General features: G+C 70.2%; 13 protein-coding genes and 2 pseudogenes. 6 read left to right on the top strand and 9 right to left on the bottom strand.

What is annotated here, in order from left to right; translation table 11 throughout:
• Positions 1-53 precede the first annotated feature (53 nt).
• The 6 genes and pseudogenes from H4687_RS34400 to H4687_RS34375 all read right to left on the bottom strand — a co-directional run bounded on the left by H4687_RS34400 (position 54) and on the right by H4687_RS34375 (position 5,741).
• A complete protein-coding gene (locus tag H4687_RS34400; protein WP_046917642.1) occupies positions 54-821 on the bottom strand; it encodes an SDR family oxidoreductase in 768 nt (255 codons plus the stop codon).
• 69 nt (positions 822-890) lie between these two features.
• On the bottom strand, positions 891-2,147 hold the full coding sequence (locus H4687_RS34395) for an MFS transporter (protein WP_046917641.1): 1,257 nt from the start codon (positions 2,145-2,147) through the stop codon (positions 891-893).
• A gap of 180 nt (positions 2,148-2,327) precedes the next feature.
• Positions 2,328-2,675, bottom strand: a complete 348-nt coding sequence (locus tag H4687_RS34390) for a cyclophilin-like fold protein (protein WP_046917640.1) — start codon at positions 2,673-2,675, stop codon at positions 2,328-2,330.
• Positions 2,676-2,866: 191 nt separating this feature from the next.
• Positions 2,867-3,532 (bottom strand): SDR family NAD(P)-dependent oxidoreductase, encoded by a 666-nt coding sequence (locus H4687_RS34385; RefSeq protein ID WP_046917639.1) that lies wholly within the window; start codon positions 3,530-3,532, stop codon positions 2,867-2,869.
• A gap of 159 nt (positions 3,533-3,691) precedes the next feature.
• Positions 3,692-4,645 (bottom strand): alpha/beta hydrolase, encoded by a 954-nt coding sequence (locus tag H4687_RS34380; protein ID WP_046917638.1) that lies wholly within the window; start codon positions 4,643-4,645, stop codon positions 3,692-3,694.
• Between the two features lie 54 nt (positions 4,646-4,699).
• Positions 4,700-5,741, bottom strand: a pseudogene (locus H4687_RS34375) (zinc-dependent alcohol dehydrogenase family protein).
• A 172-nt stretch (positions 5,742-5,913) separates the two neighbouring features.
• On the opposite strand from H4687_RS34375, the gene H4687_RS34370 reads away from it, so the two are divergent.
• Positions 5,914-6,795: a helix-turn-helix domain-containing protein gene (locus H4687_RS34370; protein ID WP_078907469.1), complete on the top strand. Its 882-nt coding sequence runs from the start codon at positions 5,914-5,916 to the stop codon at positions 6,793-6,795.
• Between the two features lie 230 nt (positions 6,796-7,025).
• On the opposite strand, the gene H4687_RS34365 is transcribed toward H4687_RS34370, so the two are convergent.
• From H4687_RS34365 to H4687_RS34355, 3 genes are all read right to left on the bottom strand, one after another.
• Positions 7,026-7,349, bottom strand: a complete 324-nt coding sequence (locus H4687_RS34365; protein WP_050399295.1) for a hypothetical protein — start codon at positions 7,347-7,349, stop codon at positions 7,026-7,028.
• An 89-nt stretch (positions 7,350-7,438) separates the two neighbouring features.
• Positions 7,439-8,020: a transposase family protein gene (locus H4687_RS34360; protein ID WP_050399294.1), complete on the bottom strand. Its 582-nt coding sequence runs from the start codon at positions 8,018-8,020 to the stop codon at positions 7,439-7,441.
• Between the two features lie 204 nt (positions 8,021-8,224).
• Positions 8,225-9,832, bottom strand: a complete 1,608-nt coding sequence (locus tag H4687_RS34355) for a glycosyltransferase family 39 protein (protein WP_050399293.1) — start codon at positions 9,830-9,832, stop codon at positions 8,225-8,227.
• 82 nt (positions 9,833-9,914) lie between these two features.
• On the opposite strand from H4687_RS34355, the gene H4687_RS34350 reads away from it, so the two are divergent.
• The 5 genes and pseudogenes from H4687_RS34350 to H4687_RS34330 all read left to right on the top strand — a co-directional run.
• Complete coding sequence (locus H4687_RS34350) at positions 9,915-10,367, top strand: GntR family transcriptional regulator (protein WP_046917635.1); 453 nt, start codon at positions 9,915-9,917, stop codon at positions 10,365-10,367.
• The gene (locus H4687_RS34345; RefSeq protein WP_046917634.1) at positions 10,364-11,275 is read left to right on the top strand and encodes an ABC transporter ATP-binding protein; all 912 of its coding nucleotides are present in this window, start codon (positions 10,364-10,366) and stop codon (positions 11,273-11,275) included. Before H4687_RS34350 ends, H4687_RS34345 begins: the two co-directional genes overlap by 4 nt.
• Positions 11,272-12,258, top strand: a complete 987-nt coding sequence (locus H4687_RS34340) for a transporter (protein WP_046917633.1) — start codon at positions 11,272-11,274, stop codon at positions 12,256-12,258. The genes H4687_RS34345 and H4687_RS34340 overlap by 4 nt, the downstream gene beginning before the upstream one ends.
• Before the next feature lie 94 nt (positions 12,259-12,352).
• The gene (locus H4687_RS34335) at positions 12,353-13,138 is read left to right on the top strand and encodes a class I SAM-dependent methyltransferase (protein WP_046917632.1); all 786 of its coding nucleotides are present in this window, start codon (positions 12,353-12,355) and stop codon (positions 13,136-13,138) included.
• Between the two features lie 585 nt (positions 13,139-13,723).
• Positions 13,724-13,921: pseudogene (locus H4687_RS34330) on the top strand (ester cyclase); the annotation flags it as partial.
• Positions 13,922-14,108 lie beyond the last annotated feature (187 nt).

Genomic DNA, 14,108 nt, shown 5'->3' with positions numbered 1-14,108 from the left:
GTCGGGCTGCCCGGATGCGCTGCGGCGGCACGACGCCTGGCCATGAACCCCCGTCAGACGGTCTGGCCGCCGTCGACGACCAGGGCGTGGCCGGTGGTGAAGGAGGCGGCGTCCGAGCAGAGCCAGAGCACGGCGGCCGCGATCTCGTCCGGTGTGCCGAGGCGCCCGATGGGCTCATCCGCGATCAGGGCGTCCCGTCCTCCGGGTGTGCTTTCGGCGAAGCGCTGGATCATCTCGGTGTCGATGATGCCGGGGCAGACGGCGTTGACCCGGACGTTGGACGACGCGTAGTCGAGGGCGGTCGAACGGGTCAGGCCGATGACGCCGTGCTTGGCCGCGGCGTAGGCCGCCTGTCCCTTGAAACCCTTGACGCCGGCGCCCGACGAGGCGTTGACGATCGCGCCACCTCCCTGCTGGAGCAGCAGGGGGATCTGGTGCTTCATGCACAGGAACATCCCGGTCAGGCTGACGCCGATGACGCGGTCCCACTCGTCCTTCTCGATGTCCGCGGCCGGTTTGACCGGCTGCTCGACGCCGGCGTTGTTGAAGGCGACGTCCAGGCGTCCGAACGCCTGAATGGTGTCGTCCACCGCGGACCGCACGTCGTCTTCGCTGGTGACGTCACAGGTGAGGGCCAGAGCCTGCCCGCCCGCCTCCTCGATGAGCCGTGCGGTCTCCCGCAGGCCGTCCTCGGACCGGTCGGCGAGGGCGACCCGGGCGCTCGCGCGGGCGAAGGCGACGGCGGTGGTTCGGCCGATGCCGGAGCCGGCTCCGGTCACGAAGGCCACCTTGCCGGTGAAGTCCGCGGTGTTCCCAGTCATGTGCAGATTCCTCTCGCATGCTGGTACGTCGTCGGGTTCGGATCAGCAGGACGCGGATCCGGGCTTGAGTCAGTGCTGCGACGACACCTGCGCGGGTTCGTCGTGTCGCGTCTGCGTGGGAGCGCTGCTCCGGGCCACGATGCGGCCCTTGCGGGAAGTGCCGTGGACGGCGAGGGCGCTCAGGGGCAGCAGTGTGAGGGCGGCGATGACGGTGCCGACCAGGGGCGGCCCGGTCAGGCCGAGGGAGGAGTCCAGGGCCGTACCGGCAATCGCCGAGCCCGCGGCGATACCGGTGTTGAAGGCGGAGGTGGTCAGCGCCGAGGTGAGGGTGGGGGCGTCGCCGGCGAAGCGCATGGCAAGCGCGGTGACGACCGGGTTGACCGTGAAGCCGGTCAGGCCCATGAGGAAGACGAGCAGGGTGGCCGTCACCGGGTTGCCGGACAGCGGGATCATCAGGAGCAGGACCAGGGCGGTGGCCGCGGCGGCCGTGATGGTGGTGACCGTCGGACGTCGGTCGCCCAGGCGGCCTCCCGTGGTGGTGCCGCCCAGCGCGCCGACACCGAAGGCGATCAGGACGAGCGGTACGGCGCCTTCGGGGATACCCGCGCGGTCGGTCAGCAGCGGCGTGACATAGGTGTACGTCGCCAGCACACCGCCCATGATCAGCATCGCGGCGCCCAGCGCCAGCCACAGCCGGCCCTGCCGCAGAGCCCGGACCTCGGCCCCGAGGGACACCTCGGCGCGCTCCTCCTGGGCCGGGATGAAGCGCCCGATGAACACGGCGGCGAGCCCGGACAGGACGGCCAGGGCCCAGAAGGGGCCGCGCCAGCCGGTGAACTGGCCGGCGAAGGAGCCGACCGGCACGCCGACGACGTTGGCCAAGGTCAGGCCGCCGATCATGACGCCCGTGGCCCGGGTGGCGTTGCGCGGCCCCGCAGCGGTGGTGGCGACGACGAAACCGACAGACCAGAACGCACCGGTGGCCAGGGCCGTGACGACGCGGGCCAGGAGAACGATCGTGAAGGACGAGCTGAGGGCGGCGACCAGATGTCCGAGGCAGAACACGGACAGGGCCAGGACCAGCGTCTGGCGCTGGGGCAGGCGCAGGGTCGCCATCGCCATGGTGGGCGCGCCGATGATCATGCCGACGGCGAAGGCGGTGATCAGCAGGCCGGCGTGGGAGACGCTGACTCCGAGGTCACCGGCCAGTTCCGGCAGCAGGCCGGCGACGACGAACTCGGTGGTCCCCATCAGGAACGTGCCGGCGGCGAGCACCCAGACGACGAAGGGAAGCTTGCCGGGGGTGGTCCCGGACGCGGAAGGCATACGTGTGGTCTCTCCTTGCGTGGAATTCGGCGGATCGTGGGGGCTGAAGTCGTCACGGCGGATGGACGGACGGCGCAGCCAGGTCTTCGACGGTTCCATGGAACGGAACGGGCGAAAAGGGGAGGATCTTCTCCCCCTTTCTTTCGGCTGCTCTCCGTGACCGGCGAGAGGTGGCGTGGGTCAGGGCGCGGCTTCGATGGTGATCTCGTCGGCGGTGGCGAGCTGCTCGGCGCCGCCGTCGGCCATATGCCCGAGGGGGACCAGGCCGGCCGCGTAGGGGGCATCGCGGTAGTAGGTGGCGAGCTGGTTCCAGGGCGCGTAGTACGCCAGGTCACCGACCTCTTGGTCGGCGCCTTCCGGGGCGCCGGAGGTGGACAGCTTTCGCGGCAGGTCGGCGATCTTCTCGGCCTGGTTGAAGTCGCGCAGGGACAGGGTGAGGGGCAGCTGGGCGGCGAAGTCGCGGGCGGTGGGGCTGTCGTTCAGGGTGGCGGCGACGTGGTGGCCGTTGAGCGTGAGCCGGATGTTCATGGCGGTTGTCCTGCCGGGTGAGGTGGTGGCGGCCGCAGCTGTCGAAACCTGCGGCGACGCGGGCTCGGAAGGAGAGGAGGAGGAAGAGGAGGAATCGTTGGAGCAGGCGGTCGCGACCAGCAGCAGGGCGGCGGCCGGGACCACACGCGCGAGAGCGCGACGGGGTGGGGGGTTCACGGGTCGTCCTGTGGCTAGTCGGGCAGGGGCTCGGAGTAGTGGCGGAAGCCGTCCCGCTGCTGGTGGATGTCGTACAGCCGCTGTGCCAGGGCGTCGGGGCTGCTGTGCTCGGCGTCGGACCGGATGGCGCCCGGGATGATCAGCTGGGCGGCGTGGATGTTCTCCGGGGCGAGCGTGTCGTGCAGCATGCGGGCGTAGGCGCTTTCGGCGGCGAAGGCGATCGAGGTGCCGGCGACCTCGGGGTTGGGGCGTACGGCGCTGGAGCCGTTGACGAACAGCAGGGTGCCACGGCCGAGTTCGCGCATGCCGGGCAGGACGGCGTTCACGGCGGCGACGGGGCCCTTTACGGAGAAGGCGAGCGGCGCGTCCAGGTCGTCGGCGCCGGTGTCGAGGACCGGCTTCATGAAGTCGGCGCGCGGCACCGGGCTGTACTGGAGGATCTCGATGGGGCCAAGGTCCTTGGCGGCCGCGTACAGGGCCGCGTCCAGTGACTCGATGTCGAGGACGTCGGCGGGGAAACCGCGCGCCTGAATACCCTCACGGGCCAGCTCAGCGGTCATCTCCTCCAAACGCTCGGCGTTGCGGGCGATGAGGGCGACGGTGTGGCCGGCGCTTCCGAAGCGGCGGGCGGTGGCCAGCCCGAGTCCCGGGCCGGCGCCGATGAGAGCGAAGGTCGTCATGGGGTTCGTCGTTCCTTGTGTGAGGCGGTGGCTCCCGCCCGCATTCGCGCTACCGTGATGCGGGCCCGACGGTGTGGATGCTGGGCGGGAGGGGGCCGAGGCAGGGACGATGTGCGCCCCGCGCCGTCCGGTGCGGCCGTACGCGAGGGCGGCGTGCGATCAGGCCAGGTTCTTGCTGAAGAACTCCTCCAGCTGGTCGAACGGGATCAGGTCCGTCCTGTCGTACAGATCGACGTGGCCGGCGTTCGGGACGGCGTAGAACTCCTTGGGCTCGGCCGCGAGTTCGTAGGCGTCCTCGCTGAAGTACCGCGAGTGGGCGTTCTCGCCGACGACGAACAGGATGGGTCGCGACGAGATCCACTCGATCTTCGACAGCAGCGGAAAGTTCATCAACGACATGCCGCTCGTCAGCGTGAACTGGGTGATGGAGTTCGGGTGGTAGCCCCGGGGAGTGGAGTAGAACTCGCCGAACTCACGGCCGACCGGGTTGGTGTTCTCGTCGAATCCGATGGGCGCGCCGCGCGGGGTCAGGGCGGGGGCGTTGGCCTCGAAGTCCGCGTACCGCTGCTCGGCGATGGCGTCGAGCATGGCGCCTCGCTCCTCCGCGGTGAGAGAGCCCTGCCAGCCCTCTGAGGCGATGCGGGCGATGTCGTACATGACGACCGTGGCGACCGCCTTGATGCGCCGGTCGACCTGGGCCGCGCTGAGCGCGAAGCCGCCGCTGCCGCACATGCCGACGACGCCGATACGGTCCCGGTTCACGAAGTCACGGGTGCCCAGGTAGTCGACGGCCGCATGGAAGTCCTCGGTGAAGACGTCGGCGGAGGAGACGTGTCGCGGGTCGCCGCCGCTGTAGCCGTTGTAGGAGGGGTCGAAGGCGAGGGCCACGAATCCGCGCCGGGCCAGGTTCTGGGCGTAGATGCCCGGGCCCTGCTCCTTCACGCCGCCGTACGGCGCGCCGACGATGATCGCGGGGTGTTCCTGCGAGGCGTCGAAGTCCTTCGGCTGGTAGAGGTCCGCGGAGATGGTGATCCCGTACCTGTTCTCGTACGACACCGGCTTGCGGGTGACGTTCTCGTCCAAGTCGAAGATGTAGTTGTCTGCTCCAGGCATTCTTGTCTCACTTCTGTGGCGCTTGACAGGGGCAGCCGGTCAGGGGGGTGGGAGTCAGGGCTTGAGGAGCGCCTTGATGGCGCGGCGCTCGTCCATGGCCTTGTAGCCCTCGGCGACCTGGTCCAGGGGCAGGGTGAGGTCGAAGACCTTGCCCGGGTTGATCCGGCCGGACAGGACGCGGTCGATCAGGTCGGGCAGGACGCGGTCGATCAGGTCGGGCAGGTAACGGCGGACCGGGGCGGGGCCGCCGCGCAGGCCGACGTGGGAGAAGAACAGCTCCTCGCCGTCAACCGACACGTCGTGCGGTACACCGACGAAGCCGACGTTGCCGCCGGGCCGGGTGGAGTGCAGGGCCTGCCGCATGGACTCGGCGGTGCCCACGCACTCCAGCACGGAGTCCGCGCCGATGCCGCCGGTGAGGTCCTTGACGCGGGCGATGCCTGCGTCGCCGCGTTCGCTGACGATGTCGGTGGCGCCGAACTCCAGGGCGAGCCTCTGGCGGGACTCGTGCCGGCTCATGGCGATGATCCGCTCGGCGCCGAGTTCCTTGGCGGCGATGACGCCGCACAGGCCGACCGCTCCGTCACCGACGACCACGGCCGTCGAGCCGGGCTTCACCTCTGCGGCGAGGGCGGCGTACCAGCCGGTGCCCAGCACGTCGGACACGGCGAGCAGACTCGGCACGAACTCGGCGTCCGGGTGCTCGTCGGTGGCGACGAGGGTGCCCGTGAGCGTTGGGGATGCGCACGTAGTCGGCCTGGCAGGTGCTCATGAACTCGCGGTGCAGACAGGACGACTGCCAGCCGTTACGGCAGTTCACGCAGGTGTTGTCCGAGGTGGCGAAGGAGCCGACCACGAACTGGCCCGGCTTGACGTTGGCGACCTCGCTGCCGACCTCCTCGACGATGCCCACGTACTCGTGCCCCATCGGGTGCGGGTCGCCGATGGGTTCCGCACCGCGGTAGGGCCACAGGTCCGAGCCGCACACACAGGTGGCGACCGTGCGAATGATCGCGTCGGTCGGGTTGATGATCTTCGGGTCGTCGAGGCTCTCGAAGCGCACGTCGCCGGGGGCGTAGATGACTGCTCCGCGCATGGGGTGCTTCCTTCGGTGCGGGGATCGGTGAGCGCGCAGCCGGTGATCTCGATCGGCTGCTGGCTTTCGAGCCTCACACGCGAGAACAAGCACGAAAAGCGGAGAAACTCATCCTGGGAGGGGAACATCCTGGGAGTAAATTGTCCCCCCTTTCCCGGGTGGGATCGGTGTCATGCTGGGAAGCATGACCGCCAACGTCCCCCTCAATGAGCTGGGAGAATTCCTCAAGAAGCGCCGCTCCGAGCTGAGCCCGCGCACGGTCGGACTGCCCGAGACCGGCAAGCCCCGCCGGGTGGCCGGGCTGCGCCGCGAGGAGGTCGCCCAGCTCGCCAGCATCAGCACCGACTACTACACCCGCCTCGAACAGGGCCGCATGCAGGCATCGGCGCCCGTGCTGGATGTCCTCGCCCGGGTGCTCCATCTGGATGACGACGAGCGCGGCTACCTCTTCCAGCTCGCGGGCAAGACCACCACCCGCGCCCGGCGCCGAGGCCGGCAGAAGGTCCAGCCGCAGCTCCAGCGTGTCCTGGACGACCTCACCGCCACCCCGGCCATCGTGCAGGGCCGGCGCGGCGACATCCTGGCCTGGAACGCGCTGGCCGCCGCTCTGGTCACCGACTTCTCCCGCGTCCCGGAAAAGCACCGCAACTACCCGCGGATCATCTTCACCACTCCCGCGATGCGCACCCTGTACGCCGACTGGAAGACCTCCGCGCAGATCGCCGTTGCCCAGCTGCGGATGGAAGCCGCGAAGTATCCCGAGGACCCCCGCCTGATCGAACTGGTCGGTGAACTATCCCTGCGCGACAAGGAGTTCGCCCGGTGGTGGGGCGAACACCACGTCGCCGCCCGCACCGTCGGCACGAAGACCCTCAACCATCCGGTCGTCGGCGAACTCGTCCTGGACTGGGACACCCTCACCGCCAACACCGACCCCGACCAGCACCTCACCGTCTGGACCGCCGCCCCGGGCTCCCCCACCCACGAACGACTGCGCATCCTCGCTTCCTGGGCTGCCGACCAGGACCTGCCGGCCTCCTCCCCCCTCAGCTGACCGCGACCGGCCGCCGCCGTAGGAGCAGCCGGCGGATCGTGCCGGTCGCGTGGCACAGAGGCAGGCCCGTGCCTGGCCTGGCCCCCGGGGACGCGACGCCGACCAATACCTGCCGGTCGCCTGCTCCCGGGAGTGCGGCGGCACGGGCGCTTGCCCGTAAATAGTCCACGCCGGGAGCGACGCTGCCGCGAGTGCCCGCCGCGTGGCGAAGCCCCTTCCGAGGACTCCAGTCAGGCGTGCTCCGCCGTGCGCTCGATCCGGTCGAGGAGTCGGTGGTGTCGGGCTGCGTGGGCGAAGTCGGGCACCTCGGAGCCGCCTTCCGTCAGGTCGCGCTGGATCTGGGCGCAGGCGGTGCCGACGTTGTATGCGGGGGTGCCGCGCAGCCCTTGGAGCGCGGGGTCGAAGTACCGCTCGGGGACGGTGAGGCGGCTGAGTTCGGCGTCGGATCCGTGCGCCCCGGCGATGCTGAACTCGCCGACCTGGAGGTGTCCGGTGTCGCCGGTGATGACCAGGTCCCCGTCCGTTCCGTTGATCTCCCAGTGAGCGCGTTTCAACCTGAAGTTGCAGGTCCCGGGTCTGGCGTGGGTCGCGGGTGGGATGCTCGTGCCGGTCGGAGGTGTGATCGGTAGGAGGTGATCGCCCGTCAGCGGTGGACCTCGGCGTTCGACGGCACGAGGAGCGCCCGTAGCAGCGTGGTCGCGTGTCGGGCGTTCATGCGGACCTTGGTGAGGATCCGCCAGTTCTTCAGGTCGGCGAAGCCGTGCTCGTTCGCCGCTCGTTCACGGCTGACCAGCCGGTTCGCCTCCTTCTGGGCGTCGGTGAGCGGATGGCCGCGGGTCGCCCGCCGGCCGGTGACGATGACCGGGTCGTCGGGGTCGTCGTCCAGGCCGACGAAGCCGAGATCGGCCACAGCGCCCAGACCGGCCTCCCGCAGGTGGGTGGTGATCCTGTTGTGGCGGGCGGTGGTGATCTCGCTGAAGCGCCCCGGCTTCGCCGCCGAGATCCAGACCAGGTTGCCCGTCTCGTCGGTCAGGGCGAGGAACAGCAGGCCGTGGGCCTTGTGCCTGCCCGAATAGTTCGGCCGGTTCTCGTTCCCTGTGCGTCGGCGGGTGCGGACGAGGGTGCCGTCGAGCAGGACGAAGACGCCACCCTTTCGGGCGATTTTCTTCAGGGCGCGGTCCAGTCGCGGGGCAAGGGCCGACAGTAACTCAACATCAAACTGCACGCGGTCGCCGAGATGGTGATCGGCTGGGCGCTGGGGCAGCCACTGCCGGAGACGGTGGAGCGTGTGAGCTGGACCAGGCCGTACAGCCCCGCTCGCGGCAGGACGATGCCCCGGGCCGGCCCCAGTAGAGCGGTCAGGGCTCGAGAGCCTGCTCGCTCAGGAAGCTCGGGTACGACGGCAGGGGTCCCACCGTCCCCACCGACGTCACGAGGGAGTCAGTGTGATCGTTGTCGCCGTGCCCAGCGCGCCGTCCGTGGGGGTCGTGCGCACGGTGGTGCCGCGGTCGCCGATGAGGCGGGCCAGGGCGGCGTCGTCCGGTTGCAGGCGGCCGTGCTCGAAGAGGACCAGGGTCGTGTGGTGTCCCGGGGGCGGGGTCGTGCGGCGGTACTGGGCGTAGGTGACCGCGTCGCAGCCCGAGTACCAGCCCATCTCCGGTTCGTAGCCGGTGACCAGGAGGCAGGGGCCGCCCGTCGCGAGCCGCTCGGCGACCGGGACGGTGGAGCGGCTGAGGCGGTCGGGGCCGGGCATCGCTGCGTGGGCCACAATCTGGGCGGTGCCGACGGTGGTCAGGCCGGCCAGTCCGGCGACGGCGGCGAGCAGGCCCCTGTTCCTGCGCCCGGCCAGTTCCGCCAGGGCCTCGACCCCCAGGAGGGTGAGCAGTATGACCGGGAGGTAGACGAACCGCGGTTCTCCGTCCGTCACCAGACCGAGGACGACGAAGACGAGGACGGACGTCGAGCCCAGAAACACACGGCGTGTGGCGCGCGCCCCACCGTCTCCGTCGCGCAGGGCGCGTACCGCCAGGAGCAGTCCGCCGGTCATCACGACCGCTCCCAGGTCTCCGGCCAGGCGGTAGGGGAAGATCGCGAGGTAGTAGGCGAGGCCGTCGCCCACGTATGTGCGGTTGGCCTGGGAGCCGGCCCACAGGATCAGGCCGAGCGGGGATCCGGTGACCTGCGCGGCGTGGACGAAGTGCGGCAGCAGGCCGAGGGCAAAGATGGCCAGTGCTGCGGCGAGGCGGCGGCCCTGGGCGAGCCAGGCGCGCGGGCCGTAGGCGAACAGCGCGGCCCCAGCTATCGCCAGGAGGTTGCCCACGCTGCCGTAGCGCAGGTAGAAGGCGGCCACCGCCACGGCGGCTGCGACGGGCAGGGCGTGGGAGCGCCGTACTTCCTGGGCGCGCGTGAGGAGGAAGACGACGATCAGCAGCAGGCCGGCGGTGCCGATGTCGTTGAGGAACTCCGGGACGCGGCGCAGGAATCCGAGGCCGGAGAGCAGGAGAAGGACGACCACCACGGCGCGGCGGGGCGTGGTCCAGCGGGCCGCGACGACGTAGGTCGCGGTGAGGGTGAAGAGCGTGAGCAGCAGGGCCACCGCGCGCAGGCTGCCCACGTCGTCGTGGACGGTGAGCGCCAGGCGCCCCAGCACGGGGAGGCCGAGGGGGCGGTAGGGGCCCCAGCCTGCGTCGGGGGTGCCGTCGGCCCAGGAGCGGGCCTTGTTGGCGTACACGGCCTCCTCGTGTCCCAGATAAGGCTCGTGGTCCTGGAGTGCTGCCCAGATTCCGGCCGTCAGGGCCAGCACGGCCACCAGGTATGCCGCGCCCGGTATCCGGCGCAGCACACGCATCGCCACCACCAGCGGCCGGGGTGGGTCCGCCCGCCGCCACCGGGGGCGGGCGAGCCACCAGGCGGGGGCCGCGCCCAGCAGGAAGGGCCAGGGCTGCCAGCCGGGCAGCAGGCTGCCCAGGCCCGCGGCCAGCAGCAGTTGCTGGGCCACCGCGGCGAGGGTCAGTACGGCGGCGGCTACGAGGGCCACACCTGCAGTGCTCCTGTTTGACATCCCAGCAACGCCTCCATCATGCTTGTATTAATTCATTAATGGAAGCACACTGTTGGTCATGGAAGGTGATGTGGTCGAGTACCGGATCGACCGTGGCAGCGGCGTTCCCGCCTATGTGCAGATCGTGGAGCAGACCGAACGGGCGCTGCGGATGGGCACGTTGAAGGTCGGGGACAAGCTGCCCACGGCCAGGGAAGTGGTGGCGGCGACAGCCATCAACCCCAATACCGTGCTGCGGGCCTACCGCGACATGGAGCAGGCCGGCCTGGTCGAACTGCGCCGCGGTCTGGGGACCTTCGTGACGCGGTCGCTCGCCCGGCCCGGCGCGGAGGACGACTCACCCCTGCGCGCGGAACTCACCGACTGGACGGCACGCGCACGTGCGGCGGGTTTAGAAAGGGCCGACATCCTGGCCCTGGTCGCAGCCGCCCTGGACGCCCACGACAGCAAGCAAGACGAACAAGACGAGCACTCCCCGGGCGACCGGGAGCAGAAAATGGAGGAAGCATGACCGGGCCTGACGCGCCGGCCGCGCTGCGCGCCACTGGACTCGGATTCCGGTATCGGGTGCGCGGCGGCTGGACCCTGCAGGACTGCGAGTTCACCGTGCCCAGGGGCCGTATCACTGCCCTCGTCGGACGCAACGGCGCCGGCAAGAGCACCCTGCTGCACCTGGCCGGCGGCCTGCTACGCCCCCGCACCGGGGACATACGGGTACTGGACACCGCACCCGGCACGCCCGGGGCCCGCGCCAGGGTCGCACTGCTCACCCAGGACAAACCGCTCTACCCCCGCTTCACCGTGGCGGACACCCTGCGGATGGGGCAGAAGCTGAACGCCTCATGGGACCAGGCTGCCTCCGAGCGGACCGTCCGCGAGGGCGGCATCGCACTCGCCGCCCGCGTAGGGGAACTGTCCCCCGGGCAGCGCACCCGTGTCGCGCTCGCCCTGGCGCTCGGCAAGCGGCCCGAACTGCTGCTGCTCGACGAGCCGATGGCCGACCTCGACCCCGTGTCACGGGGCGAGATCATGGCGGCGTTGATGACCGAGGCCGCCGAGCGCGGCACGAGCATCGTCTTGTCCTCGCACGTCCTGCCCGAACTGGAACAGACCTGCGACTGGGTACTGGTCCTGCGGGACGGGCGCATCGAATTGAGCGAAGACGCCGAGGCGCTGCGCGAGAACCACACCGTACTGACAGGACACGCCGACCAGGCCGACGCCCTGGCCGCACGGCACACCGTCGTCCACCGCCGCGCCGGTGGCCGACAGCTGACCGCCCTGATACGACAGCAGGGACCACTGCGCGGCGACTGGCACGCCGAGCGGCCCACGCTGGAGGACATCCTGATCGGCTACCTCCAGGCCAACGACACGCTGCGCCCGGCCGGCGCCGGGCGGACGGAGGCGGCGGCGTGAACGGCTCCCTCCGAACCGGCTCTCTCTGGCACGGCTCCCTCTGGCTCGCCTGGCGTCAGCAGCGAGTGCTGGCCGGCGTCGGCGCGGCCGCACTGGCCACCGCCGCGGCGATCGCCGCGTACAACCGCTCGGGCATGCTGGACGCCCTGCACAGCGGACTGTTCGACCACTGCGGCACCGGACCGCTGTACTGCACGCAGTCCGACACCGGCGTGCCCCTGCTGCTGGACATCGAGCCGCTGAAGTACCTCGGCACGCTGAACATCGTGCTGCCCGTCATCATCGGCGTCTTCTGGGGCGCGCCCCTGCTGGGCCGCGACCGGGAACTGGGCACGCACCGCATGGTCCTCGCCCAAGGCGTGAGCCGCGGCCGGTGGTTCGCCTCCCGGATGGCGCTCGCCGCGGTGACCACGGTGGCCGTCTCCGGCGTGCTCGCGGGGCTGTTCGCGTGGTGGTGGCAACCGGCCGCGGACCGGAGTTACGGCCTGTTCTGGTACGAGAACACCGCCCTGAGCGGCTCGGGCCCGAGTGTCGTCGCAGCCGCCCTGTTCGGCCTGGCGGCCGGCACACTGCTGGGTTTGCTGGCCCGCCGGGTGCTGGCCGCGATGGGTCTGACCCTCCTGGTGACAGGGGCGACGACCCTCCTGCTGCAGTGGACGCACAGGACCCGCCTGCTGGTCCCGCCGCACACCTACACCAGCGCCGGCAGCATCCCCAAGCCACCCATGGACGAGAAGTGGTCGACCGGCCACTACGGGCTGATCACCGCCTCCGGCCGCTACGACGACGTAATGAACTGCCCCTTCCCCTCAAGCGCCCAGCTCAAGGAGTGCATGGCCCAGCACGGCTACGTCGCCCGCTTCTACGAGGCCAACCCGGCCAGCGACTACTGGACCTTCCAGTGGACCGACACAGCCCTTCTCGGCGGCCTCGCCCTCCTGCTCACGGCCGTCACCATGCTGCTCCTGCGCCGCCGCGTCTGACCATGCTGCGTCACCTGTAACACCCCATACCCCTTTCGTCCCGCACCCCTTCATCCCCTCACCCGGGGCCCCTTTGCACGGAGGTCGCTTCGCCATGCCCGCAGACGCCAAGTCACCGAAGAAACTGCGCAACAACCGCGCCGCCCTCACCCACAAGGTCGGCTACGCCCTGCGCCACCCCGGCCGCGTCGCCCCATACCTCAGCCGGGCCGGCCGAGACGCCTGGCTGCGCCTGAAGCACCCCGACCACGTCGGCTACTACCGGGCCGTCATGGCCTCCGACACCCGCCGCAACCCCGAAGCCGCGGTCGGCAGTCAGACCCATGACCGCTGGCTGGCGCTCGGGCAGATGCAGTTCGACTACCTCACCGAGCACGGGCTGCGCCCCGAGCACCGCATGCTCGACATCGGCTGCGGCAACCTGCGCGGCGGCTGGCGCTTCATCGACCACCTCGACGCCGGCCACTACTACGGCATCGACATCTCGCCCGACATCCTGATCGCCGCCAAGAGGACTCTCGCCGAGCGCCACCTCCAGGACAAGCTGCCGCACCTGACCATCACCGGCGACCTCACCCTGGACTTCCTGCCCAGCGACCACTTCGACGTCATCCACGCGCACAGCGTCTTCTCCCACTCGCCGCTGGACGTCATCGAGGAGTGCCTCGCCCACGTCGGCCGGGTGCTGACCGACACCGGGTTCTTCGACTTCACCTTCGACCGCACCGAGGGCGCCGAACACCAGGTTCTGCGCGAGGACTTCTACTACCGCACCGAGACCCTCCTGGCCCTGACCCGCAAGCACGGCCTGCATGCCTGCTTCATGGACGACTGGGAGGAACGCCCGCACGGCCAGTCGAAGATACGCGTCAGCCGCTGACCTCTGGCCTCGCGCGCGCGGAGAAGGCTCGCCCTGACACCCTGAGAAGAACGAGGAAACACGCGAGACGATGCAAGAACACGGAGACGTACGGCGCTTCCCGCGGACACTCGCCTTGCATACCGCGATCGAGGACGAACCGTGCGGACGGGCCGATGCCGCCAGGGCGGACACCTCGCTGTGCCGTGTGTGGTGATCTCCCTTGCCCGGGAGCGGAGCGGTCGCCTCCTGAGAGAGGCACGCAGAACGCAGCTGCTACCAGCGATGGTCAACCCCTGGCCCTGGGGGGCGCTGCAGGCCTATGGCGAGCTCCTGACCCGACGGCCACGTCCGCTGGCCGTTCTGGACGTGCCGGACGAGGGCTGCGCGCAGGCACTGACCTGGCGTGTGCGCCTTCTGCGGCGGCTGGCGCCGGTGACGGTCCTCGCCCCCGAAGGCGCCTGTGCAGTCCTCGGGCCCTCAGCCGGGTCACGACTTTGTCACCCTCCGCGATCTGGTCTTCGATCTCGTGGGTTCCGGGTGTGGCCTCCCAGAACAGACGGAACACCTGCTTGAGTCCCGCGACCAGGTGCGAACCATGAGAGGGACCTCCCGGGCATCCCTGCCACCGGCAGGCCGATCACGATGACCGCGACGGTGATTCACCGCATCGAGAACGGCAAGCTCGCCGAAAAGCGGTCGAGCAAGGATCTCCTCGGCCTCCTTCAGCAGCTCGGCGTCATCCCGACGCCCGGCGGGGCATCGGGATGGTCCCGACCTGCTGCGATCCGAGCGGACCTGTGAGACAGGACGTTTGGTGGCGCCCTGCAACGCGCCGCCCTCGGTCCGGCTACGCGAGATGTGAACAGGGCGAACGTTGCTTGATGCACCGCTGGCTCCGCAACCTCTTACCGGCGCGGGGGCAGGACAGCAGCGGGGGGGGTCTTCGAGGCGCGCTGTGGCAGGGGTTGCGGGCTAGCCGGCAACTGCC

The organism is Streptomyces stelliscabiei (assembly GCF_014873495.1).
GTDB classification, from domain to species: domain Bacteria; phylum Actinomycetota; class Actinomycetes; order Streptomycetales; family Streptomycetaceae; genus Streptomyces; species Streptomyces bottropensis.
This window is presented reverse-complemented; position numbering and strand designations above follow the sequence as displayed.